The 23,345-nt window shown below is 39.9% G+C and carries 27 protein-coding genes; 9 read left to right on the top strand and 18 right to left on the bottom strand.

The genetic code is table 11. The features are described from left to right. Positions 1 to 361: 361 nt before the first annotated feature. Positions 362 to 586: a type II toxin-antitoxin system HicB family antitoxin gene (locus ACE1B6_RS22360; RefSeq protein WP_413259481.1), complete on the top strand. Its 225-nt coding sequence runs from the start codon at positions 362 to 364 to the stop codon at positions 584 to 586. Positions 587 to 1,059: 473 nt separating this feature from the next. Continuing rightward, positions 1,060 to 1,941, top strand: a complete 882-nt coding sequence (locus tag ACE1B6_RS22355) for an XDD3 family exosortase-dependent surface protein (RefSeq protein WP_413259480.1) — start codon at positions 1,060 to 1,062, stop codon at positions 1,939 to 1,941. A gap of 139 nt (positions 1,942 to 2,080) precedes the next feature. Here the strand turns inward: ACE1B6_RS22355 and ACE1B6_RS22350 are convergent, their stop codons facing one another. After that, positions 2,081 to 5,731: a PAS domain S-box protein gene (locus tag ACE1B6_RS22350; protein ID WP_413259479.1), complete on the bottom strand. Its 3,651-nt coding sequence runs from the start codon at positions 5,729 to 5,731 to the stop codon at positions 2,081 to 2,083. Positions 5,732 to 5,885: 154 nt separating this feature from the next. Here ACE1B6_RS22350 and mtnA point away from each other — a divergent pair, with 154 nt between their 5' ends. Next, a complete protein-coding gene (mtnA, locus tag ACE1B6_RS22345; protein ID WP_413259478.1) occupies positions 5,886 to 6,947 on the top strand; it encodes an S-methyl-5-thioribose-1-phosphate isomerase in 1,062 nt (353 codons plus the stop codon). A 62-nt stretch (positions 6,948 to 7,009) separates the two neighbouring features. On the opposite strand, the gene ACE1B6_RS22340 is transcribed toward mtnA, so the two are convergent. From ACE1B6_RS22340 to ACE1B6_RS22325, 4 genes are all read right to left on the bottom strand, one after another. Continuing rightward, complete coding sequence (locus ACE1B6_RS22340; RefSeq protein ID WP_413259485.1) at positions 7,010 to 7,354, bottom strand: Uma2 family endonuclease; 345 nt, start codon at positions 7,352 to 7,354, stop codon at positions 7,010 to 7,012. Positions 7,355 to 7,408: 54 nt separating this feature from the next. Next, positions 7,409 to 7,702, bottom strand: coding sequence for a BrnA antitoxin family protein (locus ACE1B6_RS22335; protein ID WP_413259477.1), 294 nt, complete (start codon positions 7,700 to 7,702; stop codon positions 7,409 to 7,411). After that, positions 7,665 to 7,940 carry a BrnT family toxin gene (locus ACE1B6_RS22330; protein ID WP_413259476.1) on the bottom strand — a complete coding sequence of 92 codons (276 nt, stop codon included), beginning with the start codon at positions 7,938 to 7,940 and terminating at the stop codon, positions 7,665 to 7,667. Before ACE1B6_RS22330 ends, ACE1B6_RS22335 begins: the two co-directional genes overlap by 38 nt. A 73-nt stretch (positions 7,941 to 8,013) precedes the next feature. Next, positions 8,014 to 8,142, bottom strand: coding sequence for a hypothetical protein (locus ACE1B6_RS22325; RefSeq protein ID WP_413259475.1), 129 nt, complete (start codon positions 8,140 to 8,142; stop codon positions 8,014 to 8,016). Positions 8,143 to 8,264: 122 nt separating this feature from the next. Between ACE1B6_RS22325 and ACE1B6_RS22320 the strand changes: the two genes are divergently transcribed. From ACE1B6_RS22320 to ACE1B6_RS22295, 6 genes are all read left to right on the top strand, one after another. Continuing rightward, positions 8,265 to 8,900 (top strand): FeoA family protein, encoded by a 636-nt coding sequence (locus ACE1B6_RS22320; protein WP_413259474.1) that lies wholly within the window; start codon positions 8,265 to 8,267, stop codon positions 8,898 to 8,900. Positions 8,901 to 8,911: 11 nt separating this feature from the next. Then, positions 8,912 to 11,287 carry a Fe(2+) transporter permease subunit FeoB gene (feoB, locus tag ACE1B6_RS22315; RefSeq protein WP_413259473.1) on the top strand — a complete coding sequence of 792 codons (2,376 nt, stop codon included), beginning with the start codon at positions 8,912 to 8,914 and terminating at the stop codon, positions 11,285 to 11,287. A gap of 4 nt (positions 11,288 to 11,291) precedes the next feature. After that, the gene (locus ACE1B6_RS22310) at positions 11,292 to 11,510 is read left to right on the top strand and encodes a FeoC-like transcriptional regulator (RefSeq protein WP_413259472.1); all 219 of its coding nucleotides are present in this window, start codon (positions 11,292 to 11,294) and stop codon (positions 11,508 to 11,510) included. An 18-nt stretch (positions 11,511 to 11,528) separates the two neighbouring features. Further along, complete coding sequence (gene ftnA / locus ACE1B6_RS22305; protein WP_413259471.1) at positions 11,529 to 12,068, top strand: non-heme ferritin; 540 nt, start codon at positions 11,529 to 11,531, stop codon at positions 12,066 to 12,068. Between the two features lie 132 nt (positions 12,069 to 12,200). After that, positions 12,201 to 12,701, top strand: a complete 501-nt coding sequence (locus tag ACE1B6_RS22300; protein ID WP_413259470.1) for a ferritin-like domain-containing protein — start codon at positions 12,201 to 12,203, stop codon at positions 12,699 to 12,701. Positions 12,702 to 13,078: 377 nt separating this feature from the next. Further along, positions 13,079 to 13,297 carry a hypothetical protein gene (locus ACE1B6_RS22295; protein ID WP_413259469.1) on the top strand — a complete coding sequence of 73 codons (219 nt, stop codon included), beginning with the start codon at positions 13,079 to 13,081 and terminating at the stop codon, positions 13,295 to 13,297. A 183-nt stretch (positions 13,298 to 13,480) separates the two neighbouring features. Here the strand turns inward: ACE1B6_RS22295 and ACE1B6_RS22290 are convergent, their stop codons facing one another. The 13 genes from ACE1B6_RS22290 to ACE1B6_RS22230 form a co-directional block, all read right to left on the bottom strand. Continuing rightward, positions 13,481 to 13,810: a hypothetical protein gene (locus ACE1B6_RS22290; RefSeq protein WP_413259468.1), complete on the bottom strand. Its 330-nt coding sequence runs from the start codon at positions 13,808 to 13,810 to the stop codon at positions 13,481 to 13,483. A 19-nt stretch (positions 13,811 to 13,829) separates the two neighbouring features. Continuing rightward, positions 13,830 to 14,582 (bottom strand): alpha/beta fold hydrolase, encoded by a 753-nt coding sequence (locus ACE1B6_RS22285; RefSeq protein WP_413259467.1) that lies wholly within the window; start codon positions 14,580 to 14,582, stop codon positions 13,830 to 13,832. 95 nt (positions 14,583 to 14,677) lie between these two features. Continuing rightward, the gene (gene fldA / locus ACE1B6_RS22280) at positions 14,678 to 15,190 is read right to left on the bottom strand and encodes a flavodoxin FldA (protein WP_413259466.1); all 513 of its coding nucleotides are present in this window, start codon (positions 15,188 to 15,190) and stop codon (positions 14,678 to 14,680) included. Between the two features lie 51 nt (positions 15,191 to 15,241). Continuing rightward, a complete protein-coding gene (locus ACE1B6_RS22275; RefSeq protein ID WP_413259465.1) occupies positions 15,242 to 15,442 on the bottom strand; it encodes a hypothetical protein in 201 nt (66 codons plus the stop codon). A 78-nt stretch (positions 15,443 to 15,520) separates the two neighbouring features. Beyond that, positions 15,521 to 16,549, bottom strand: coding sequence for a chlorophyll a/b binding light-harvesting protein (locus tag ACE1B6_RS22270; RefSeq protein WP_413259464.1), 1,029 nt, complete (start codon positions 16,547 to 16,549; stop codon positions 15,521 to 15,523). Positions 16,550 to 17,050: 501 nt separating this feature from the next. Then, entirely contained in the window at positions 17,051 to 17,434 is a 384-nt protein-coding gene (locus ACE1B6_RS22265; RefSeq protein WP_413259463.1) for a DUF1636 family protein, read from the bottom strand. A gap of 32 nt (positions 17,435 to 17,466) precedes the next feature. Beyond that, positions 17,467 to 18,309, bottom strand: coding sequence for an energy-coupling factor ABC transporter ATP-binding protein (locus ACE1B6_RS22260; RefSeq protein WP_413259462.1), 843 nt, complete (start codon positions 18,307 to 18,309; stop codon positions 17,467 to 17,469). 11 nt (positions 18,310 to 18,320) lie between these two features. Continuing rightward, a complete protein-coding gene (cbiQ, locus tag ACE1B6_RS22255) occupies positions 18,321 to 19,112 on the bottom strand; it encodes a cobalt ECF transporter T component CbiQ (RefSeq protein ID WP_413259461.1) in 792 nt (263 codons plus the stop codon). 21 nt (positions 19,113 to 19,133) lie between these two features. After that, a complete protein-coding gene (locus tag ACE1B6_RS22250; protein ID WP_413259460.1) occupies positions 19,134 to 19,457 on the bottom strand; it encodes an energy-coupling factor ABC transporter substrate-binding protein in 324 nt (107 codons plus the stop codon). Between the two features lie 3 nt (positions 19,458 to 19,460). Next, positions 19,461 to 20,183: an energy-coupling factor ABC transporter permease gene (locus tag ACE1B6_RS22245; RefSeq protein WP_413259484.1), complete on the bottom strand. Its 723-nt coding sequence runs from the start codon at positions 20,181 to 20,183 to the stop codon at positions 19,461 to 19,463. A 279-nt stretch (positions 20,184 to 20,462) separates the two neighbouring features. Further along, positions 20,463 to 21,578, bottom strand: a complete 1,116-nt coding sequence (locus tag ACE1B6_RS22240; RefSeq protein ID WP_413259459.1) for an ABC transporter ATP-binding protein — start codon at positions 21,576 to 21,578, stop codon at positions 20,463 to 20,465. A gap of 26 nt (positions 21,579 to 21,604) precedes the next feature. After that, positions 21,605 to 22,174, bottom strand: coding sequence for an HD domain-containing protein (locus ACE1B6_RS22235; protein WP_413259458.1), 570 nt, complete (start codon positions 22,172 to 22,174; stop codon positions 21,605 to 21,607). A 92-nt stretch (positions 22,175 to 22,266) separates the two neighbouring features. Continuing rightward, the gene (locus ACE1B6_RS22230) at positions 22,267 to 23,220 is read right to left on the bottom strand and encodes a Rieske 2Fe-2S domain-containing protein (protein ID WP_413259457.1); all 954 of its coding nucleotides are present in this window, start codon (positions 23,218 to 23,220) and stop codon (positions 22,267 to 22,269) included. Between the last annotated feature and the right edge of the window lie 125 nt (positions 23,221 to 23,345).

Genomic DNA, 23,345 nt, shown 5'->3' with positions numbered 1-23,345 from the left:
CGTGTTCTTCGTGTCTAAGTGCTACGCACCGCTACGCGAACGTGGTTCAAAAAAAGGGTAATCAACCCGGTTTTAGTATTAAACTCAATTACAGAACTGTTTCCCAAGCATATTTGTATTTATGACCAACTTACTAGAAATTGAAGCAGCAATTAAACAGCTTCCAGAAAAAGATGTTCGTCAATTGGCAACTTGGCTGCAAAACTATTTAAATGATTTGTGCGATCGCAAATCACCCTAAATCACCTTTCACGACTTCTGATTTGGGGAAACTTAGCCATTTTCTAGCTTATTTTCACTTCTGCGATATACCCAGGCATCAAGTGATTTCATTTGCTTTGGTGCATCATAACGAATCCGAATGAAACTACCTTATACAATTGTCATTCAATGGAGTGATGAAGATGGATGTTATTTAGTCCATTTACCTGAGTTTCCTACTCAAAAATTTCATACTCATGGGGATACATATCAAGAAGCATTAAGCAATGCTCAAGAAGTTTTAGAATTACTGGTTGAAGAATATCAACAAGATGGGAAACCTTTACCTCAACCTAAACCTTTAGTTCTTTCTCAAGTTGCTTAGGGTGGAAAAGTACGATCGCACCTTTCCCACTTGGCACTCAAAAATTACTTGGCTAACTTTTTCCATTAATTTATTAACTTTACTTCTGTCTCGTTAGAGGAAAAATGGAATCTTACTCTTCTCCTTTAACCTTTTGTCCCTTTTGTCAAAAGGAAACCATGCTTAACTAAAAAGTGTTGGGATAGGTGATTACTCGGAGAAAACTGCCGGAAGTGCGGGGAAACTCTCAGTTTAATCCGGAAAATTATTTACTGGAAATCAATCTTGTCTCTGTATCCCCAAATTAAATTTTATACTATTAGTAGAAATACCGTAATTGTACTAGCTAAAGTTACAGGAATAGGTAGTTAGATATTTATATAAATTTCACTATCAATTTATATAAAACACCCACTTTTCACCTTTTATCTTCACATTTGATAAGTTAACGTAAGTATTATCAAAAGGTTACTCAGCAACTAGGAGAGAAGCAAATGAAATTTACAACTACAAAAATTCGCACTTTATTAGGAATCGCTGCTGCTAGTGTTTGTTTGATCTCTGCTACTGGTCAGCAAGCTAGTGCCGGACAACTATATAATGGCTGGAACTATGGTATTGATGCTTTTAATGATGGTTCTGGCGGCGCAAACTATGAAATTAAAGGCATGGCGATCAAGGAAACAGATGATAGCATTTTCGTTGCACTTACTGGTGGTATGCCTTTGAATGGAGTTGCAAACAGCGGCGCTGCTGACGGAAACATTGGTTGGGGGGACTTGTTCTTTAACTTCTCAGGTACAAATTTTCAAACTGCTAGCAGTACAAACAGTTTGTTTGGAATTCGTTTTGCTGGTACTAATGATTCTAATGCTGCCACTACTGGAGTGTACAGTAATGTTAGTGCTACTAGTGTTGCTTTAGCGAATCACGGCTATAGCAGCTTGAACCATTACTATGGCAACGGTTGGGAAAAAGCGAACACGCAAGGTACAGATCTGGCAAATAAACAAGCTGCCTACGACTACTTCGGGCAATATAATGCTATTCAGAATGTCATCGGTTCAGGTACAAAAGTGGGTGATATTACCATGCTCACCACTAGTGCGCTGACTGCTGCGGGTCTTAACTTTGGTCACTTTAGTGCAGTTGGTACTCAAACAATTGGATTCCAGTTTAACCGTTCTTTGTTGGGTAGCGGTGACTATATGGCTAATGTGTTTGTTGAGTGCGGTAATGATGGTGTGGCGCTGGCAGGAAATTTGGCGCAAGTACCCGAACCATCTGGTATTGTCGGTTTAGGTTTGCTAGGCTTAACTGCTGCTGGTTCAATGCTACGTAAGCGTCGCTTGGCAAGTGTGAATATTGCAGAATAATAGATTTCCTCCGTCGATGAACGCAGTTTTTAATTATGGAGAGAATGCAGAAATAGCAATTCAATTCTCGAAAAAATCGATCGATAAAACAGTGGTAGATCCAAATCGGTTCTACTGCTTTTCAATATTAAATCAATTATCAATTTTTCCCCGATCGCGCAATCGTAAAATAAAAAGTACTGCCTTCTCCCAACCCGCTATTTACCCAAATCCGACCTTTATGCTTTTGGACAATAGTTTTACAAATCGCTAAACCTAAACCTGTTCCTCCTTTTTGACGGGAATCAGAAGCGTCAACTTGTTGAAAACGTTCAAAAATACTTTCTAATTTGTCCGCTGGTATTCCTCTTCCTTCGTCTTGCACAGAGAAGCGAATGTCAGAATCAGAAGTTTCATGATTTACTAACTCTGCTTTCAACCAAATTGTACTATCAGGGGGAGAAAATTTGATGGCGTTGCTGAGTAAATTAGTAATTACTTGAACGATCGCGCCTGGACTTGCCCAAAGTTTAACAGAAATTGGCGCAACTTTGATTGTAACTGATGCTTGATTGGCAAGAGTTTGCACTGACTCAACTGCCTGTTTCATCAAATCTATTGCGTCACATTCTTCCGGTACTAATTCTACACTACCGGATTCTAAACGTTCCAAATCTAAAATATCATTAATTAACCGCACCATCCGATCGCTATTATTCATCGCCATTTGTAAAAAATAGTGAAACTTCTCCGGTTGATTGTCAAATTTTCCCGATTTTAATATTCCTAAAGCTCCATAAATTGCCGTCATTGGGGTGCGGAGTTCGTGACTGACTACGGAAATAAATTCATCTTTAACTCTTTCTGCTACTTGGCGATCGCTAATATCTTGAATTTGGGAGACAAAATACAACGGATTACCATTTTCTTGATCTCGGATTATCGATGTACTTTGAATCGTCCAAATCACTTTTCCTTGCTTATGAATGCAGCGTTTTTCCATTTGAAAAGAACGCTTTTCGCCTGATAGTAATTGTTCTATATTTTCCCCGATCGCATTCAGATCTTCCGGGTGAGTAATAGCGCAAAAACTTCGTTGCAATAATTCCGTTTCACTATAGCCGAGAATCTCGCAAAGTGCGTGATTAACTTCGATAAATTCTCCATTTAAAGCCACTAATGCCATGCCAATTGCAGCATCATCAAATGCTAGGCGGAATCTGGCTTCACTTTCGCGTAAAGCTGCTTCGGCAATTTTGCGATCGCTAATATCTTGCACAATCCCATGCCCAATAATATCTCCATTTTCTCGCTTTTCCAGCAAAGAACGTCTCGCCAATAACCACTTCAATTTACCAGATGGCGTAATCACTCGCCATTCATAAGAAAACGGCTCAAAAGTGGTAAGATTTTGGCGAACTGCTAAACTATAGGCTTCTACATCTTCTGGATGGCATTGATTAGAAATGAGCGAAAAATCTACTAAAGCTTGCTCAGGTTTTATTTCTAATATTTCTTCAACAGCTGCACTAACATATTCCAGCCTAGTAGATCCATTTGGGGAATGAACAATAGTGTAAATAATTCCTGGCACATTAGCCGCCAACTGCTGAAACCGAAATTCACTTTCGCGCAAAGCTGCTTCTGCTTTTTCGCGTTCGCGTAGCGCCGCTTGCTGTTCGCTAATATCCGTAATCAGTGCATAATATCCGTGAACTATTTGATTTCGATCGATATCTGGAACTAAAACCGCAGAAATATCACGAATTAGATTACCTTGATAAGGAACTTGTGCTTCGTAGGTGACGGTTTCTCCCGCTAAAGCTTGGGTAACATACGCACGTACTTTTTGATAAGCTTCTACACCAATTACTTCCTCAATAGTTTTGCCTAAAATGTCTTCTTGCTGACAGTTAAACCAAGCTTCGTAGGTTTTATTTACAAAACGGTAGCGTTGAGAAGCGTCAACATAAGAAATGCAACCAGGAACAGAATCAGTGATTAATTGTAACTGAGCTTTGCTTTCTCTTAATGCCTGGGTTTGTTCTGCAACTTGTTGTTCTAATTCTCTTTGATAATTAGCTCGCAGTTGTTCGTTTTGTCGTCGTTCGCTAATGTCTTGAAAAGCATTAATAGCATAGAGAACTTTACCAGATTTATCAAAAACGGGAATGGTGTTAACTTCGATCGGCACTCGTCGTCCATGCACCTCAATTTCCATATCATCAATATAAACCGATTTCCCTTTCAGTCCGCGAATTGCAGGGAGTTTTTCCGTTGGGTAAAACTCATTAGTACCTGCTAGGTAAAGCTGATAAACTTCGGAAAGTTTTTCCGCGGGAGTTGATGTTACTCCCGGTGTTAAAATTTCTTTGCCTTTATGATTAACAAAAATCACTTCGCCCGAAGGTGCATGAACACTCACCCCTACCGGAGCAGTATCTAAAAAAGTTTCCAGGGTTTGCTGATTCTCTTGAAGTGCTTGGAAAGATGCGTTAAGTTGAGTCATCATTTGATTGAACCCAACTCGTAAAGTATCGACTTCTTGAATACCAGTAGAAGAGAGTGGCGAAATGGGTTTTCCGGCTGAGAATGCTTGAGTGCAAAGGTTTAGCGTTTGAATAGGTTGAGTAATTTTTCTTGCTGTCCACAACCCAAGTAAAATAGAACTCATCAAGGCTAAACTGCAAAGTAGTGCTGTGCGGTAAACATTGGCTTTAATTTCCCCGATAAAATCTGATTCTGGGACTACAATTACGATTAACCAATCGATTCCTAAGCGATCGCGATATGGCATAACTTGAACAAATTGTTTAGTTTGAGTTTGTTCAATTTCTAACTGTTCAATATTATTAATTCGGTTTAAATTTTGGAAGCGTTCGATTAATTTTGTAGTTGTTTCCCGGATCATGGGATTTGTGCTTTTTACAGCTTTCGTGCGCCGCAATTCTCCGTCTTGCAATGTAAATAGAGGGTAATCGGTGGAACTAGCAATTAGTAATCCCGATCGCTCAATCATAAAAATCTGTCCTGATGGACTAATCCGCAAAGTTGAGAGAAATTGATTGAAATGATCGAGGGTAATATCAGTTGCTATCACTCCCTGAAATCGATTGGAACTGTTATAAATTGGTAATCCAGCAGAAATTCCTAATGTGTTTGTCCGAGTGATAAATTGGTAGATTGGGCTCCATGTTGCCTTGCTTGCTTGTTTGGGAGCTTGATACCAAGGTCTGATTCTAGCATCATAATTCTCAGTAACTAAATAGTTTCGGATCTTGTTACCTTGGGCATCAGTATCAGAAATAGAATATCTGCCTTTGGCGAAGCGTTCTGTGCGATAAACACTAATTAAAGGAAAAGAGTTCTTTCGCCCCGAACCTATTATACTAGGTGAAGGAAAAGAGGTTTTTTTCGCTGAACCGATCATCCCACCGCGTTCGTTGGCGATCGCTATAGTACTAACTGAAGGAAACCGCGAGATTTGTTGCCAAAAAAACTTTTCTAAACTTTCTGTATCTTCCGTCTGAAAATTAGGTATAATCCCTAAACGAATGGCATCAGCGTTGAGTTCGTTGACTAGATGGGGAATTTCTAGGGTTTTGTCCAAGTAAAGTGTGGTACGATTCCCAACTTCTGTCATCAACTGATGTGCTAGATTTTCTACTACTCGCTGCCCACTGCGAAAAGATAAATACCCCACTAGCGTTACTGCGCCTACAGTTTGCAGTACAAAGGGAACGACTAACACCCATCGCAACGGGATGTTTAAACTTGTCTGGAAAAGGCGTTGTGGAAAAGCAATGGGCATACAACTTAGGTGGAAAAAGAGAAACACTTGAAACCTAGATAATTCCGATTATTCCCCAGAGATTTCGTCAGTTCAAGTTTTAGAAGAAAATTTGTTTTTCTTTATTTTGTGTAACAATTAGGTTCAAACTAGTTTAGCATTTTCACTAACTGTCATGACCTCTACAGTGTCTCACGTTTATCCGGTAATTTGGCAAAAAGACCAAGTTTTGCTCATCGATCAAAACCGCTTGCCTGCTGAGTATACTTTGGTAGAAATTAAGAATTCTGATGATATGGCATTGGCAATTAAAACTATGATTGTTAGGGGAGCACCTGCGATCGGAGTTGCTGCTGCTTATGGAATGTATTTGGGGGCAAGGGAAATTGAAACCGAAAACCGGGAATTGTTTTTAACTCAATTGGAAAAAATCGCCGAAAAGTTACGCGCCACTCGTCCAACTGCGGTAAATTTATTCTGGGCAATTCAAAGAATGTTAAATACTGCCCGTCGCACTTTAGGCCCGGTAGAATATCTGCAAGAAGTGTTACTAGAAACGGCAAAAAATATCAACTTAGAAGATTTGAAAACTTGTCAAGCGATCGGGGATTATGGTTTAGAAGCATTACCAAAAACCCCGGAAAAATTGACAATTTTAACTCATTGTAATGCTGGCGCTTTAGCTACTGCTGGGTATGGTACAGCTTTGGGTGTAGTCCGTTCTGCTTGGCGAGAAGGAAGATTAGCAAGAGTATTTGCTGACGAAACTCGTCCCCGTTTACAAGGGGCAAAATTGACCGTTTGGGAATGCGTACAAGATGAAATTCCCATTACTTTAATTACTGATAATATGGCAGCCCATTGCATGAAACAAGGTTTAATTCATGCTGTGGTTGTCGGTGCAGATAGAATTGCTGCTAATGGGGATACTGCGAATAAAATTGGCACTTATAGTGTAGCGATTTCTGCCAAAGCTCATAATATTCCCTTCTTTGTTGCTGCGCCACTTTCCACAATTGATTTTAGTTTAATTGATGGCAATCAAATTCCCATTGAAGAACGCGATCCTGCGGAGATTTACCAAATCGGTAAAACCCTAGTTACGCCCGAAGGTGTAGATTTTTATAATCCGGCTTTTGATGTCACTCCGGCAAATTTAATTACGGCAATTATTACCGAATTTGGTGCAGTTGCGCCTAGCGAATTGAAGCAGTTTGAGGAGAAGCAAGCGGTTTAATTTTCAGGTGCAGTTTCCGCAAATTATATTAATTGTGAGAAACTGCACTATTTTCAGAGGAACTAGAAAGGAAATAGTCTAGAAATTTGCACTTCAATTTCAGGAAAAGCTAATAGAAAAAGAGTCGCTTCTTCGTTGAGAATAGTTTCTTGTTGATAGGTTTGATTGACAATTTCTCGAAATACTCGAACTTGGCGCTTGTTAACATCAAGAATCCAATAATCTGCAATTCCGGCTTTAGCATAAGCAGCTGCTTTTTGTTTGCGGTCTTGTTCTAAAGTGGTATCAGAGATTTCTATTAACAAAAAAGTATCTGCTGGAGTGGGGTGATTTTCGGCGTAAAATCGGCGTTCGATCCTCACCACAGCAATATCTGATTCAGGTTCCGAATAGGGATTATTGTCCAGCTAATACCAATCAATTATGCTGTGTTCCTAAACTTTTGACCAAAAATAACGCAACTAATTTTTAACTTCATGAGCATAAATATACTCTGCTAATACCTGATTAATTAGCGCCTGATACCCCTGATCCCCTGCCTTTGTCTCAAAATATTCAACGATAAAAGCATCCAGCAAGAGATCGACACGCCGCTGACTACGCTCAACAGGTTTTCCACCAACTCGCAGTACAGCCCGTTTCATCTGTTCTTCTGTAACTTCTGGAATATCTGAAAGATCGATCGCCTCATCTGACATTGCATTAATCCGCTCCCAATCAGTTTGAGAGGCTTTGGAAGAAAATGACTTGCTCACGTTTAGTTCCCTCCCTCATCGAAATAACACGAATTTCATCTTCAACTTCTGTATGGGCAATCACGACAACTCGCCCACACAATAATCCTAGTGTAATGAAACGTTGCTCTCCATAAGCATAGCGATCGTCTTCAAATGTAAATGTTGCACCCTCAAAAACCTGGGAAGCATCTCGAAAATCAAACCCATGTTTGACTAAATTCAATTGGCGCTTATTTTCATCCCAAGAAAACTGCATTTGTTGGTATTAAAAAAGCACTTGTTAATTGCAATCCTACAACCATGCGGTGTCAGTCGCTAACCCACCCCAGTCAACCTAAAGTTTTTATCGATCGTTCCCTAGTTACTTGAAGTAAAATGTCAATAAATGAATTAGAAGAGACAAATTTTCTGGGATCGAACAGTCGATCGGCAAAACCCCCTATATGTGAAATCCTCATAAATTAAGCTCTAGCACAGCTGAGAAGATTATTAAGCTTTGGTAAAATCTGTCTTTAGTCGGAAATTTTTATGGTACTTATTGAAAAAGATTCTTAATGAGACTGTCCTCAAGCGGGAAAAGATGGATGGTGAAGAGCTATTAAACCTTAAGCAGGAGGATTGGCGATCGTTTGTTTACTTGAGCGAGTCCCCAGTCGTGAGTTTTGACAAAATGAATGAGAAATCGGAAACAGGAATAACGTCCTTAGCAAACACAAAAGTCGGAGACTGTGTACGCATAGTTTCTTTGAACTGCGGGGAAGCGAACAACCGCTTGATGGGGATGGGATTAATGCCAGGAATGCAATTAACGATCGTTAGTTCTACGGGAACTGGTTCTGTGATTGTGGCATTTAACGAGCAACGCTTGGGATTAGGCGCAGATATGGCGCAACAGATTCAGGTGAGAGATGCCAAATACTCAGTAACAGTTCCAGATAACTCTTTTGCACCAAGGAACACAACCATGAAAACTGATAGTAATTCTACCGTTAAATTGCGGAATGCGGCGATCGGTTCCGTAATGAAAGTGATCGGTTACGAACCAACTGCCCGCGATTATAAACGCAAACTATTAGCAATGGGACTTACCCCACACACAGAATTTACAATTACTCGCCATGCACCTTTGGGAGATCCCACAGAAATTGAAGTGCGGGGATTTCGTTTAAGTTTACGCAAAGCTGAAGCTGATGCCTTAATTGTGGAATTAATCTAGGAAGTGAAATTATGGCAAACAAAGTGATTGGATTAGTGGGAAATCCTAACTGCGGAAAAACCACTTTATTTAATGCCTTAACGGGTGCGAATCAGCACGTGGGAAATTGGCCCGGTGTAACTGTGGAACGCAAAGAAGGTATTTATCGTTATCGCGGCAAAAATATTAATGAAGCTAACCAAATTACGGTTGTTGATTTACCGGGAGTTTACTCTATTGATGCAGGCGATAGTACAACCGGACTTGATGAATTGGTAGCAAGAGATTATTTACTTTCTGGTGAAGCGGATCTCATAGTTAATATTGTCGATGCTTCTAATTTAGAACGCAATCTTTACCTGACTACCCAAATTTTAGAAATGGGTGTACCGATGGTGATTGCTTTAAATATGATGGATTTGGCAAAAAACCGAGAAATTAGCATTGAACCCGAAGTTTTAGCTGAAAGATTGGATTGTCCAGTGATTCCTTTGTGTGCTCATACAGGGAAAGGAATTACTTTATTGTGTGATACGATTGCTCTGGCATTTTCACAACCAACAATTCCCCAATCGTACTGTGCTTATCCGCCTGTAATTGAAGAAGCTTTAGCAGATTTAATCCCCATTTTGGAAAGTAAATCTGTGGGAAACCCAGCGAATGTTCGCTGGTTTGCTTTGAATTTGTTGCAGTATGACGATCGCCATCTTCCCGACTTAGGACAAGATGTTTTACGAAAGATTAGCGAACATCGCCATCGGATTCATCAAACGTTGGGAGAAGATACCGATTTGTTAATTGCTGATAGTCGGTATAGCTGGATTCATCAAATCATGCAGGGAGTCACGCGACGGACAAATGTTGTCAAGCAAACTGTGAGCGATCGGATCGATAAAGTAGTCCTCAATCGCTGGTTGGGTATCCCGATCTTTCTGGTAGTAATGTACTTGATGTTTCTCTTTTCCATTAACGTTGGCGGCGCATTTATTGACTTTTTTGATATTGGCATCGGGACAATTTTTGTCGGGGGAACTGCTCATGTATTAAAACAAATGAGTGCTCCTGGTTGGTTAATTGGTTTGCTTTCTGATGGAGTAGGCGGTGGGATTCAAACCACAGCAACCTTTATTCCGCAAATCGGATTAATGTTTATTTTCTTAGCTATTTTAGAAGATTCTGGCTATTTAGCAAGAGCGGCATTTGTGATGGATCGCTTAATGCGATTTATGGGATTACCGGGTAAATCTTTTGTGCCAATGATGGTAAGTTTTGGTTGTAATATTCCCGGAATCATGGCAACTAGAACTTTGGAAAATCGGCGCGATCGCTTAATGACAATTATCATGAATCCCTTCATGTCTTGCGGCGCACGTTTACCAATTTATGCTTTATTCTGTGCCGCATTCTTCCCCACAAATGGACAAAATATTGTATTTTTGCTGTACGTTTTGGGAATTTTAGCCGCAATCTTTACCGGATTAGTAATGAAACATACCTTATTTCGGGGAGAAGCGGCACCTTTTGTCATGGAGTTACCACCCTATCATATTCCTACCGCAAAAGGAGTATTAATTCGCGGTTGGGATCGCTTAAAAGCATTCATCACCAAAGCGGGAAAAATGATTGTAATTATGGTGTTGATTTTGGGATTAATTAACTCCGTAGGTGTGGATGGATCTTTCGGAAAACAAGATAGTCAAGATTCGATTTTGAGTGCTTTTAGTCGCACTATTACCCCTGTATTTACGCCGATGGGTATTCAACAGGAAAATTGGCCTGCTACAGTAGGTTTATTTACCGGAGTTTTTGCTAAAGAAGTAATGGTAGGAACTATGGATTCCCTCTATACTAATTTGGCACAACAAACAACTGGAAATGCGGAACCAGAGGAAGCTTTTGATTTCTGGGGTGATATCGGTAAAGCTTTTGCCAGTATTCCCAAAAATTTAGCAGATTTGAGTAATCAAATACTCGATCCATTGGGAATTAGTATTATGGGTAGCACTGGGGATCTGAAAGCTGCTGCTGAGGAGCAAGAAGTACACTATACTACTTTTGGACAAATGGCGACTCGGTTTGGTAGTACTACGGCAGCGATCGCATTTCTCCTATTTGTGTTATTGTATTTCCCCTGTGTTTCTGCCACTGCTGCGGTTTATCGAGAAACTAATTTAGGTTGGACAATTTTTGTCGCTGCTTGGACAACTGGATTAGCTTATTGGGTAGCTGTTTTCTACTACCAATTTATGACTTTTAATGCTGCGCCAATGAATGCAACGACTTGGTTAGTAAGTTTAGTTTTGGTGATGGGTGGTGTGTTAATTGGATTGAAATTGTTTAGCGATCGTCGTCGAGTTCAATCAAGAAGTGAAGTTCAAGTACGTTCTCTAGAAGCTGCAAGGAGATAAGCTCATGATTTTGCAGGAACTTCAGCAATATTTACGCGATCGTCCTGTTAGTTCTCTGGCAGAAATTGCCCAACATTTCCAGTCAGATCCCGATGCTTTGCGCTTAATGCTCGATCGACTCGAAAGCAAAGGACGAATTCGCAAATTAGAAACCAAAAAATGTGGGAGTTGTCATAGTTGTAACCCGGAAACTATGGAACTTTATGAATGGGTAAAATCCTAATGTAGGAGAGATTTTGTTATGTTGTCGCCAGCAATGATCGATCGGTTGAATGAACAAATCAACCTAGAAATGTTTTCCTCCCATCTTTATCTGCAAATGAGTTGTTGGTGTGCTTATAAATCACTAGATGGTTGTGCTGCATTTCTCAGTCAACACGCAGATGAAGAAATGATCCACAAGCGTCGTTTGATTGATTACCTGCAAGAAACAGGCGCATTAGCAGTTTTGCAGGGAATGGAAGCACCTCCGAGTGAATTTACTTCCCTCAAAGAGATGTTTGAAAAAATCTATGCCCATGAACAGTTCATTACTAGCAAAATTAACAGTTTAGTCCATTTAGCTAATACAGAACCCGATTATTCTACCCTGCAATTTCTCCAATGGTATGTGGCAGAACAGCATGAAGAAGAGTTTCTGTTTAAGAGCATTCTTGATAAGATCAAATTGATTGGCGTAGAAGGGCAAGGGTTGTTCTTTATCGATCGCGAAATTAAATCGATCGCAGCAACCAGGACAAACAGAAACAACGCCAATGCCTCAACCGCTGCCAATGTTTGAACCTTCTTGCAAAAGTCGATATCCCATCAAAATCATCTGTGTTCATCTGTGTTTATCTGTGGATATCTGTGGTGAAAAAAACAATATTTTCGACTTTGGCAAGAACTCTCATCAAACTACTCGGAGATCGAAATGTCTGAGCAACTCAAACGTGCTTTAACCGAAGCAATAGAAGATGAATACAAAGCAAGGGCAACCTATCGCTTGATTATCAATAAATTTGGCGCAGTTCGCCCCTTTGTTAACATTATTGAGTCAGAAGAACGCCACATCCGGGCGCTAATTCCTCTTTTCTGGAAATACGGAATTCCTGTTCCCGAAGATGATTGGGCCCAGCGAGTGGAAGTTCCCGAATCTGTGCAAGAAGCTTGCCAAGCGGGAGTGCAAGGAGAAATTGAGAATGCCGCAATGTATCAGCGATTGCTTGATTTAACTCAAGGTTATCCTGATGTCCAACGAGTTTTTTTGAATTTGCAACGGGCATCCCAAAATAATCATCTTCCTGCCTTTCAACGCTGTGCAACGCGAGGTACTGCCCAATCCCATCAGGGAAGAGGAGGGCGAGGGCAGTGCGGACAAGGGCGAGGTCTTCGGCACAGAAGGGGAGGTTGTGGGCATTCGCTTCCTGCCTAATAGTCTCCTTTCAAGGATTGTAGAGACGTTGTATACAACGTCTCTACAAGGGTTTCAAGTTGTAGAGTTAGCTACTCCCTATATCTGATGGCTTAGCCCCCCTGCTTATTAAGGGGGGTTGGGGGGATCTAAACCTAGTAATCACAGCCAAAGATCCCCCCTACTGCCTTACTCAAGGGGGGAACAGGAAATAATTAATAACTAGCAACTTGCGTTATTAGCCTGCGAATTGATTCGGAGAACGACAGGTGCAAGATATCAGCGATCGAGATCACAAAACTATACGATCTCGATCTCTTTACATTTATTTACAATTTGTTACATTTATTTACAGAGATAAGAAACGAAGAAAAAATCAGAAACTTAGGAGATTGAACATGAAAGCTAACTATTCTTATGCTTCCGCTATTTTCAACGCTGACTTCAACAACTTTGCAAGTATCACTGGCAATCAAGCTTGGTCGCTATTCTTTACCAATGGTCAAGACGATGCAGCATTAGGAGATAATCCAGAAGCAGGAAAGTTTTTCACTAATGTAGCGATCGCAGTTGTCGCTGCTTCCATCTTAGGAGCTTGTATTTTCACCTCCATCTAAAACAGTTTATTAGACATCTCTAGAAATTAAAGGTGCATTCTGAAAACCTTGTAGAGACGTTATATATAACGTCTCTACAAGGTTTTTTGGAGATGTCTATTGGCGAATTCCTCCAAAGTAAATCCCCGGTAGGATTGGAATACCGGGGAGGTTTTTCTCATCAGCCAAACCTTAATACAAAAATTAAAAGTTACTTAATGGAGACATACATTTTTTGCCCGAATTTTTCTGAAGCAAACAAATAGTTTTTGGCACTGCGGGTTCATAATCTAAACAATTAATTGCCTCTTCAGATAAAGCTTTGCAGGGATGTACTGTACATTTCAAGCGATAGTCTCCAGTAAAAAAAGCACAGCGAGTACAGGGAATTTCATGCAACCGTTTTAATCTGGTAATTCCATCATGTACCGCTAAACTAATTGCTAGGAAAAAGCCCACTAATACCAGCCAAATCAAAATCGGACAAAAGGGAATTACGGGAAAACAAACTGTTGTAGAAGCTGAATCAATCATCACTACCTCAATTCTAGGTTTACAAACTAACTTTGAAATTTGCCAAACTAGCAGTTCTATCCTGAGATAAAGGTGGTAAATCCCAAAAATCAACTATTTGTTCGCAGACTTTTTGCGGATGGAAATAGTGGAAGAAATAACGCCCTTTGGGACATTGCCAAATTCGATCGCCTGACTTTAACCAAGATTGCCATCCCTCCAATGTATAAGGGTCAACAATAATATCATCTGCACTGCCGCAAACTAACATCGGAACTGATACTTTGCTAGGTGAAAAACTAACTCTTCTAAACAAAGTATGAGGAGATAAAGAAGTCATGAGATCCTGTTCTAATATTTGCAAAATTTCTCTAATAATTCCCGGAGATTGATGTCCAAATAAGTTATTTACCATTTGATTTAACAGGACTTCACGGGAACAAGGAAGCTTTTGCAATTGTGCATAATAATGAGCTTGCCAATCAACAGCAGGATAGGGACCGACGGAAAGAAGTGTGAGCGATCGCACTTTTTCTGGATGTTGACGCGCATAAAGTAATCCTAATAAACCGCTAGTACTATGTCCAATTAAATCTACTGGTCTATTTTGATTCTTCAAATAATCATCTAGCAAATCTATTGCTACTTCTAAAGACATTGGTTCGTCGGGAGTTTGGCAATATTCCCATTGAGCGATCGCAACATGGTGAGATAAATGAATTAACAAAGGGCGATCGAATTGTTGTAATGCTGGACTAACATTTAACCATAAAGCATTCGGTAATGAAGACATAAGAAATTTCCTTTTTGTTGACAATTTTTCTGAATTTACCAGGCAAGGAAACCGGGTTTCTTAGCAGATTTTTGGCAAAAAACCCGGTTATTAATCTATAGGCCAAACTCCCGCTTTAGTTGAGATACCCAAGTTTTAACTCGGCTATCTGTCAAATCTGATTGATTATCTTCGTCGATCGCTAATCCCACAAACTTACCATTTTTGACTGCTTTCGACTCGTTAAAATCATATCCATCTGTAGACCAATAGCCAACCGTTTTACCACCAAGGGAGGCAATTTTTTCCTCTAAAATCCCGATCGCATCTTGAAAGTTATCGGCATAACCAATTTGATCGCCAACACCAAAATAGGCAACTTTCTTCCCATTAAAATCTATGTTTTCTAACTCATCATAGAAGCCTTCCCAATCAGCTTGAAGTTCGCCCACATTCCAGGTGGGACAACCGATGATGATGCACTCGTAATCATCAAAATCACCAGTTTCACTACTAGAAATATCATGTAAATCAACTACGCCATCGCCACCTAATTCTTTTTGAATTAATTCAGCGATCGTTTCTGTATTTCCGGTTTGAGTTCCGTAAAATAAACCAACTTTTGCCATTTTCTTTCCTAGTTTAATTCAATGTTTCTGTCATTTCCGCAGGGCTAGAAACTATGCAGCATTTTTCATTGGCTGCTGATGAATGTATAACCAACTTTGAGGATTTGGTTTTGCAGAATGCTCTTGTTGCAACAATAGCTGATTGACATCTTCTGAAGCTGGCATTGTTTGACGACAATAAGGGCAATACCAGTACAAACCTTTTCGATCGATATGGCGCAATAGTTTTCCAGAACAGCAAGGACAGTTCATAATTAAAAAAGTGTGAGGAGGATCGGCTAAGAAGTAGATGAGTCAACAAATAACTCATCTATTGATTTCCAAAAGAAGCTAAACTTCTACAGAATTCAAAGCTTTTTCAACTCGCTTGAAATCAAATCCCATTGCTCTAAGTGCGTGCCACAAATGCCCCTGTAAGAAGAAGAAAGCCAGGAAAAAGTGAGTATTTGCTAACCATGCACGCGAGGTATGATCGCCCAATGGTAAGTTCACTGTATCGGCAAAGTATGGCGTAATTCCCATTTTGATTGTCAAGGTTGGGCCGTAAAATTCCACTGGATAAGCTAGGGTATTTACAGCACAGAAATAAGCCGCTACAAAACCAGCCAAAGCAATCCCACCTAACGAGTAAGAAAGAATCGCTTCACCGGAAAAGATTAACACTTTCTTTGCCCATTTCAACGGCGGAACTAAGATATGCCAAATCCCTCCAGCAATCAACATTACACCGACATAAATGTGACCCCCAACTAAATCTTCTAAGTTATCAACATTAGCAAAGTGAGTTTGATAACCGTAGATTACAAATGGATCGAGTGTTGGTTGGGTCACGATGCGAACAGTTTGACTCGCCGCATCATAAAGTCCGCCCCAGTACATTGCTTTAGCAACTAGCAATAAGGCTCCTACTCCCAAAAATAAGAGATGATGCCCCAAAATTATGCCTAATTTTTTCGGGTCGTTCCAATCAAAATCGAATTTTTGGGCTTGACCGGAGGCTGTTTTTAAGTCCTCTGGTGCTCTAAGGGTGTGGAACAATGCCCCTGCGCCTAGCACCGCTGAAGAAATCAGGTGAACTGCACCGACGACAAAGAAGGGGTAAGTGTCAACAACTTTTCCTCCATCACCAACACCTAAGCCAAGAGTAGCTAAGTGAGGTAAGAGAATCAGCCCTTGTTCGCCCATCGCACGAGTTGGGTCAAACCAAGAAATTTCAAACAGTGTAAATGCTCCCGCCCAGAAGGTAATCAAAGCAGCTTGGGCAACGTGGGCCGCAATAAATAAGCCGCTGAGGTTGGCGAATCGGGCATTACCCGCCCACCAGTCATATTTCACAGTTGGATTTTCGTAAGTCTGCATAGTGTTCAGGAATTGATAAACATTCAGCTTGTTGAATATCTTTCTCAACAATCTTTGAAACTTAGTTTAGAATCTTTCTCAATAAAAAGAGGTTAAGTTTTGTTAAGCAAAGCTACCCCCTTTATGATTGGGCGATTGAAATCGCTGCTACACAAACAAAGTCCACCTACGCGGACTAAAGAATAACGGGGGTATTTATATCTGAGTTAAAAGTACTTGGCAAAGGGACGATCGCAGATTGTCCCAGCTTCTTAATTAATAATTAATGTCAATACTAAGAGCTTGATTATCTGCAACCTTTCTGGGGTTTTTATCAAGATCGATCGCCAATCCACCACTTTTCCTTTAACATAAGAATGAGTCTTATTTTAATAAAACTGGGCTCGCAGCCTTGCAAGTTGGGCCAACGGCGCGTAACCTTTCCGGTGCGAGAATGGCGTGCGATCGAATTGTTCCCGCTTTAACAAAAGCTAGTGTTTCGCTCAGTTTGCCAGCTTAAAACTAATCCGAATTTGGCAGCGGTGGAATTTTTGCTAAAATTCCCTTTTTCAAAACTTCGGGACGTTCTTGGTAAGGTACTATTCCATCAGGACTGGCATAGTATTGTTCTGCTAATTGTAGAATCGCTGGAGCACTTTCTAATGGTGGTAAGTCGCCAAACATTAGGGTAGTTTTGTTAGCAGCAGAAAAGGCGATCGCACAAGGTCGGCTACAGCCACTTAAACAGCTGACTGCTTCAATTCTATACTGCGATCGCAAATTCCATTCTGCTTGTAAATCTAACAAGTTTTGCAGTAAATGATAACCGCCTGATTCCCCTAAATATTCGCGCTGACTAGACGAAAAGGCGCAGGATTTACAAACAAATAAAACGTGCTTATTCATGTTTATTTACTTGGAACAACTGGCAATTAATATTAAACCTGGGAAATATTACACCACAAAGAGCGCAATTGAGCAACAGTTTTCGGGGGATTTTGCCGATCGCGTAAAGCCATCGGTAGGGCATTCCAAATTTCTAATAATGTAGGCATTCCTAGTTCTAATTGTTCCAGCAAAGCAACATTATTAAATACTCGATCTGCTGAAGCTGACATGAGCGATCGCCCTTCATGCAATACAATTACCCAATCTGCCCAAGTATATGCTAAATCAAGATCGTGAGTTGCCATCACAATTGTTGTACCATGATGATAAATGCGGTCTAATTCCTGCATTAAATGGCGAGTTTGTAACCGATCTAAATAAGCTGTTGGTTCATCAAGTAATAATAATTCTGGCTTTAATGCCATTACTCCTGCTAAAGCAACCCTTCTTTTTTGTCCTAAACTGAGATAATGTAACGGCTGATTAGCCAATTCTTGCAAATTAAAATCAAGCAAAGTTTGCTGCAATCTTTGGGCAATTTCTGCCTGAGATAATTGTAAATTACAAAGTCCATAAGAAATATCTTCTGCTACAGTTGCGGCTACTAATTGTTGTTCTGGATCTTGAAAAGCTAATCCGATTCTTTGTCGCCATTGATTGAGCGATCGCGCTTGATATTGCAAAGGCTCACCTTGCCAATAAATCAACCCAGTATCACAACGATATAACCCGTCAGCTAATAATAATAATGTTGATTTTCCACAACCATTATGTCCCAAAATTGCTGTTTTTGTTCTCGCCGGAATTGCCAAAGTTAAATCTACAATTGCAGGTTTATGAACACCTGGATAGGTGTAAGATACATTTTCAAATTGCAGGATGGATGGGTTCATGGTTAAGAAAATTACCAAAATGTTAGCTCAAAAATAACTAACCCAATACAACCGCACAAAGATTCTAAAGCATAACGTTTAGAGTATTTATAAGATTGAATTGAGTAAACTTGAAACTCTCCATTAAAGCCTCTTGCTGCTAATCCAAGGGAAAATTGTTGATAACGTTGTAGCGATCGCACTACCAACTGTCCTGCCAACAATGCTACACTTTTCATCCAACGTTGGCGAGTCCGATAACCGCCTCGTGCTTGTTGTGCTAGTTGCAGTTGAGTGGCGACATCCAGAAATAAAAATACAAATCGATACATTAAAAGCAATAAATCCAGCAATAGGGGAGGACAACGAAATCGGCGCAGAATTAATAGTAACTCAGAAAAAGGAATAGTGAATAAAATAAATAATAAGCAAGAAACACAAGCAAGCGATCGCATCCCAATTTCCCCAGCTTGAATTAATCCAGAATGACTGATAAAGAAATACCAATTACCAATCGTTAATCCACCTAAAGAACTTGCTTTGATAGTATCAATTTGATCGATCGCCACCACATTTAATAACAAAGCGGGAAAACTGGTGATTAAAAACAAGCTGACAACTCCCAAAACACGCCCATACACCTTTAATGGAATTCGAGCATAGCCAATCGTCCACAGATTTAACCAAAGAAAAATTGCCCCTTGGGTGAGAGGATGAGCTACTAAAGCGATCGCTAAAACAGTTAGGGCAAACATCAACTTTTGCAGCGGTGGTAATTTTTTCAGAGAATTAGTATGGCTATAAACATCAAGATGATGGTGCATTTTGTCAGATCTAAAAAACAATCAACTGTGATTTTCTTCTCTAATTTCCTGTCGTTCTCGCTGTTCTTGTCTACCACGATATAACCCAATTACATAACCAATCACCCCAGCACCTAATCCCGCTTGTACTGCAAACAATAGCGATTCAATTTCTCCACTAGCAGGTTCAAAAATTGGAGTTGCCCAAGGTTTATAATTGGGGTTAACTTCTTGAATGGCTGATTCTGCTTCCCCATCGGCTCCGCCAAATTCGGCTCCACGAATTAGAATTAATGGTGCGATCGCTAACACCAATACACCCAATACTAAAAACCAATTATTCCAACTTTTTCGAGAAGTTTGCATTCCTCATGCTCCTTGTTTAATCAAATTTAGTGCTTGTAACTCCTGACGATTATAAGTAACAAGCCAGTTCCAAACTAGCACTGTAAGCAAACCTTCACTAATAGCTAAAGGAATTTGAGTTATGGCAAAAATTCCCGCGAATTTAGCAAAAGCTGCTAACACTCCGCCAACTTCTGCCGGAAATGCTAACGCCAATTGAACTGATGTAATTATATAAGTGAAAAGGTTTGCTAAAGAAGCTGCCAGAAAAATTGCTAGAGTTTGTCTACCGCTAGTTTTCATCACCAATTGATAGATTCCAAAAGCAACAAATGGGCCAACTACTGCCATTGAAACTGCATTTGCGCCCAAAGTTGTTAAGCCACCATGAGCCAAAAGTAACGCCTGAAATAATAATACCAAAGCGCCCAATACAGACATCACTGAAGGGCCAAATAATACTGCACCTAAGCCAGTTCCCGTAGGGTGAGAACAACTCCCGGTGACAGAGGGAATTTTCAATGCAGACAAAACGAAAGTAAATGCTCCTGCGAGTGCTAAAAGTAGTTTAGTTTCGGGATGTAGGCGGGTAATTTGGGCGATCGATCGCAAACCCCAAATAAAAAACGGAATAAACACCACCCACCAAAATATTGCCCACTGTACTGGTAAAAATCCTTCCATAATGTGCATTGCAGATGCAGCATTAGGGGAACCAATTACTAAATAACAACTTAAAGTTGCCATCATACCCAAGCGAAACCACTGATGTCTTTTCAAGTAGTAAATACCTCCCAATGATAATGATTCTCATTCCTACATTTTACAGCATTCGCCGCAAAAACTGATTCTTTTGCTCAGAAAAATAATATCGTTTGCATAAATGAGTAGGGGCGGGTTTAGCCAAAATATTTGCATCCCCTCTAAATAATATAGAAATCAAAACCCGCCCATTCCAAACATCTATAGCAAACTCGCAAAATTCCTCCGCATAACTTGAAATCAGCAAGCGGAAATATTCTCAACTCATTTTAAAGGATAAAGAGTATCACCACTAGCAGGATCAAAAATAAACAGATGATTTAAATCAAATTGTACAGAAATGCGATCGCCAACTCTCCCTCGCCAACCACCAGAAGCCAACACCTCCATTGACAAATCTAACCCAGACAAACTAACACGAACTAAAGTCTCTCTTCCCAAAGGCTCAATAACTTTCACCTCAACAAACAACTCTCCTTCTTCTTCCTCTCTGCGTTCTCTGCGCCTCTGCGGTTCAATTACATTTATATGTTCAGGACGAATACCCAAATCTAAACCTTGTCCTTCCCTTAACTGCAATTTGTCCCGCACAAACCCCGGACAAATTAACACTTGTTCTCCGATTTTAAACACCTCACCCGCATAAATTGCAGGTAAAATATTCATCTTAGGATTACCCAAAAAAGTCGCCACCATGCGATTAGCAGGATAAGCATAAATTTGTTGAGGCTCGCCAATTTGTTGAACTTTGCCTCGATTTAAAACTATAATTTTATCAGCCAAAGTCATTGCCTCAACTTGATCGTGAGTCACATAAATAGTAGTAACTCCCACCCTTTGATGCAATTGTTTTAATTCTGCCCTAGTATCATCGCGCAATTGAGCATCTAAATTCGACAAAGGTTCATCTAACAAAAATACTTTTGGTTCTCGTGCGATCGCCCTTCCCAAAGCCACCCTTTGTTGTTGACCTCCCGACAATTGTTTAGGTTTGCGATCTAACAGATGGGAAATATCGAGCGATCGCGCCACCTTTTCCACCCGTTCCTTAATTATTCTTGGCTCAACTTTCCGCATTTGTAAGCCAAAAGCCAAATTTTCTGCTACCGTCTTATGAGGATATAAAGCATAATTTTGAAATACCATCGCCACATCTCGTTGACGTGCTGGCACATGATTTACTAAATCATCGCCAATATAAACACCACCACTAGTAATAGATTCTAAACCTGCGATCGTCCTTAATATAGTAGACTTACCGCAACCCGAAGGCCCAACTAATACCCAAAATTCCCCATCAGGAACTTCAAAAGTAATATCCTCAATAGCGGTAACATTATTAAATTTGCGGGTAACTTCTGTTAATTTTACGTTTGCCATTTGCAATAATTTTTCACCAATGACTATTAACCATTAACCAAATAATCTAATTCTGTAACAACTCGTTCCAATTCGTCAATCAATGGCGAAAAATAAACTTGGCGATAAGCTTTGACTAAACTTTTATAATACCAAATACTGCCTTCCTTGCCTCCTTTAAAGCGTTCCCAAACAGGTTCGCCTAATTCTCGGTAATCTTTTAAGATCGATCGCGAATTATGCAACTTATCCGCCGCTGAAACTAACAAAACCGATGACGAAGCAGTAGCAAGACTAGCAATAAAAATCTCTTTTCGTTCCCTCCAAGGCGGTTTAGGAATAATTTCTGAATCCGTACAACCATCAACAATAGCTGTTACATTATCGCCAAAACGTCGCCGAATTTCCTCTCTAGTTTTAGCACCTCCTTGATCTTCGATCGCATCATGCAAAAGCGCCGCAATAGCCTCATCTTCATTAGCGCCATAATCCAAAGCAATACTAGTAACACCAAGTAAATGTGTAACATAGGGAACACCACTTCCCTTTCTGACTTGGGTAGCGTGTAATTGAGTGGCAAAAACCAGTGCTTCCGCGAAACGTTCTGAAAGAACCATTGATAATTTTCAACTACATTTTAATTCATACTAGTTTACTACAAAAATTTAGTGCGGTGCGTTTAGTTTACCATAACGCACCATTTTCACCTTCACCAATTGCGATAAAGTTTCTCTGCATCAAACATAATTTCTTCGTTAGGAAGTCGAATTTTTGACTTTTCTCTGGGATACAAATTTTCTACTGCTTTGCTATCCTGTTCGACAATTTTTGCCCCAGTTTCTAGCAAAGATTTTCTAAACAGAAATCTCACTAAAGGATTTTTCAACTTGCCATAAAACAACACAAAAGTTTTAGTTCGATTTGTAGTTTCAGGATAAAGAATGTGAGTTTGGACAATATTGCCAACAGGTGCAGTTGCAAACAGCGCAGTTGTTGAAGGAAAACTGTATTCCAGTGTATTATTGAGAAGTTTGGGAATAATTAACAAAGCTGGATTTTGGAGAATTTCTCGCCAACTATTATCTGCTCTTTTTATTTCTTGTTCCACTTTGGCATAATACCCATTTGTTTCGTAACCTTTCACATCACAAGATGTAATTTGAAACATCTCTTTATGAGTACCATTTTGGTGGTTGTAGTCATAATTTACCATTAGGGTACTCAAAAAATCGGCTTTAATACTTTTTTCTCCACAAACCCCAATTAACTCATATTCTTGCTCAATTTTGGGAATTAAATCGGGAATTGGTAATTTTGGCTCAAAACCACCATAAGTCCAGATGTAATCACCTTGCACAATTAAGTCTAAACTTTTCGTCAAGGGTTGAGTATTTTGTTTCCCTTCTTTATAGAGTCTACCTTTGCCATCAAATTCGATCGCATGAAACGGACAAACAATAGTATTTCTCTCTTCACATATCCAACCATCTGATAAAGGTGCTTGTAAATGTGGGCAAATATTATCAATGGCAAAAACTTCGCCCTTTTGATTTTGCCAAATTACATAATCTTGCCCGTTTAAAGTAATCTTTTTTGGTTGATTAATTCCCAACATAGATTTATGGGCAATTAACCAAGGCGCACCAGGTAAAATTGCAGTCATTTTTTCCTCCTATACACAAAGCTTTTTCAGAGGTGTTTTGATTTCTCTCAGCCCTCTGAATTAATTAACTAACTTTTTAGTTAGTATGACTTGTCAAAACTGATTTGTCAACAACTGACCAAATT

The sequence above is a fragment of the Floridaenema fluviatile BLCC-F154 genome, assembly GCF_041929135.1.
GTDB lineage: Bacteria > Cyanobacteriota > Cyanobacteriia > Cyanobacteriales > Aerosakkonemataceae > Floridanema > Floridanema fluviatile.
The sequence above is the reverse complement of the archived record's forward strand: the minus strand, read 5'-3'. Positions and strand labels throughout refer to the sequence as shown.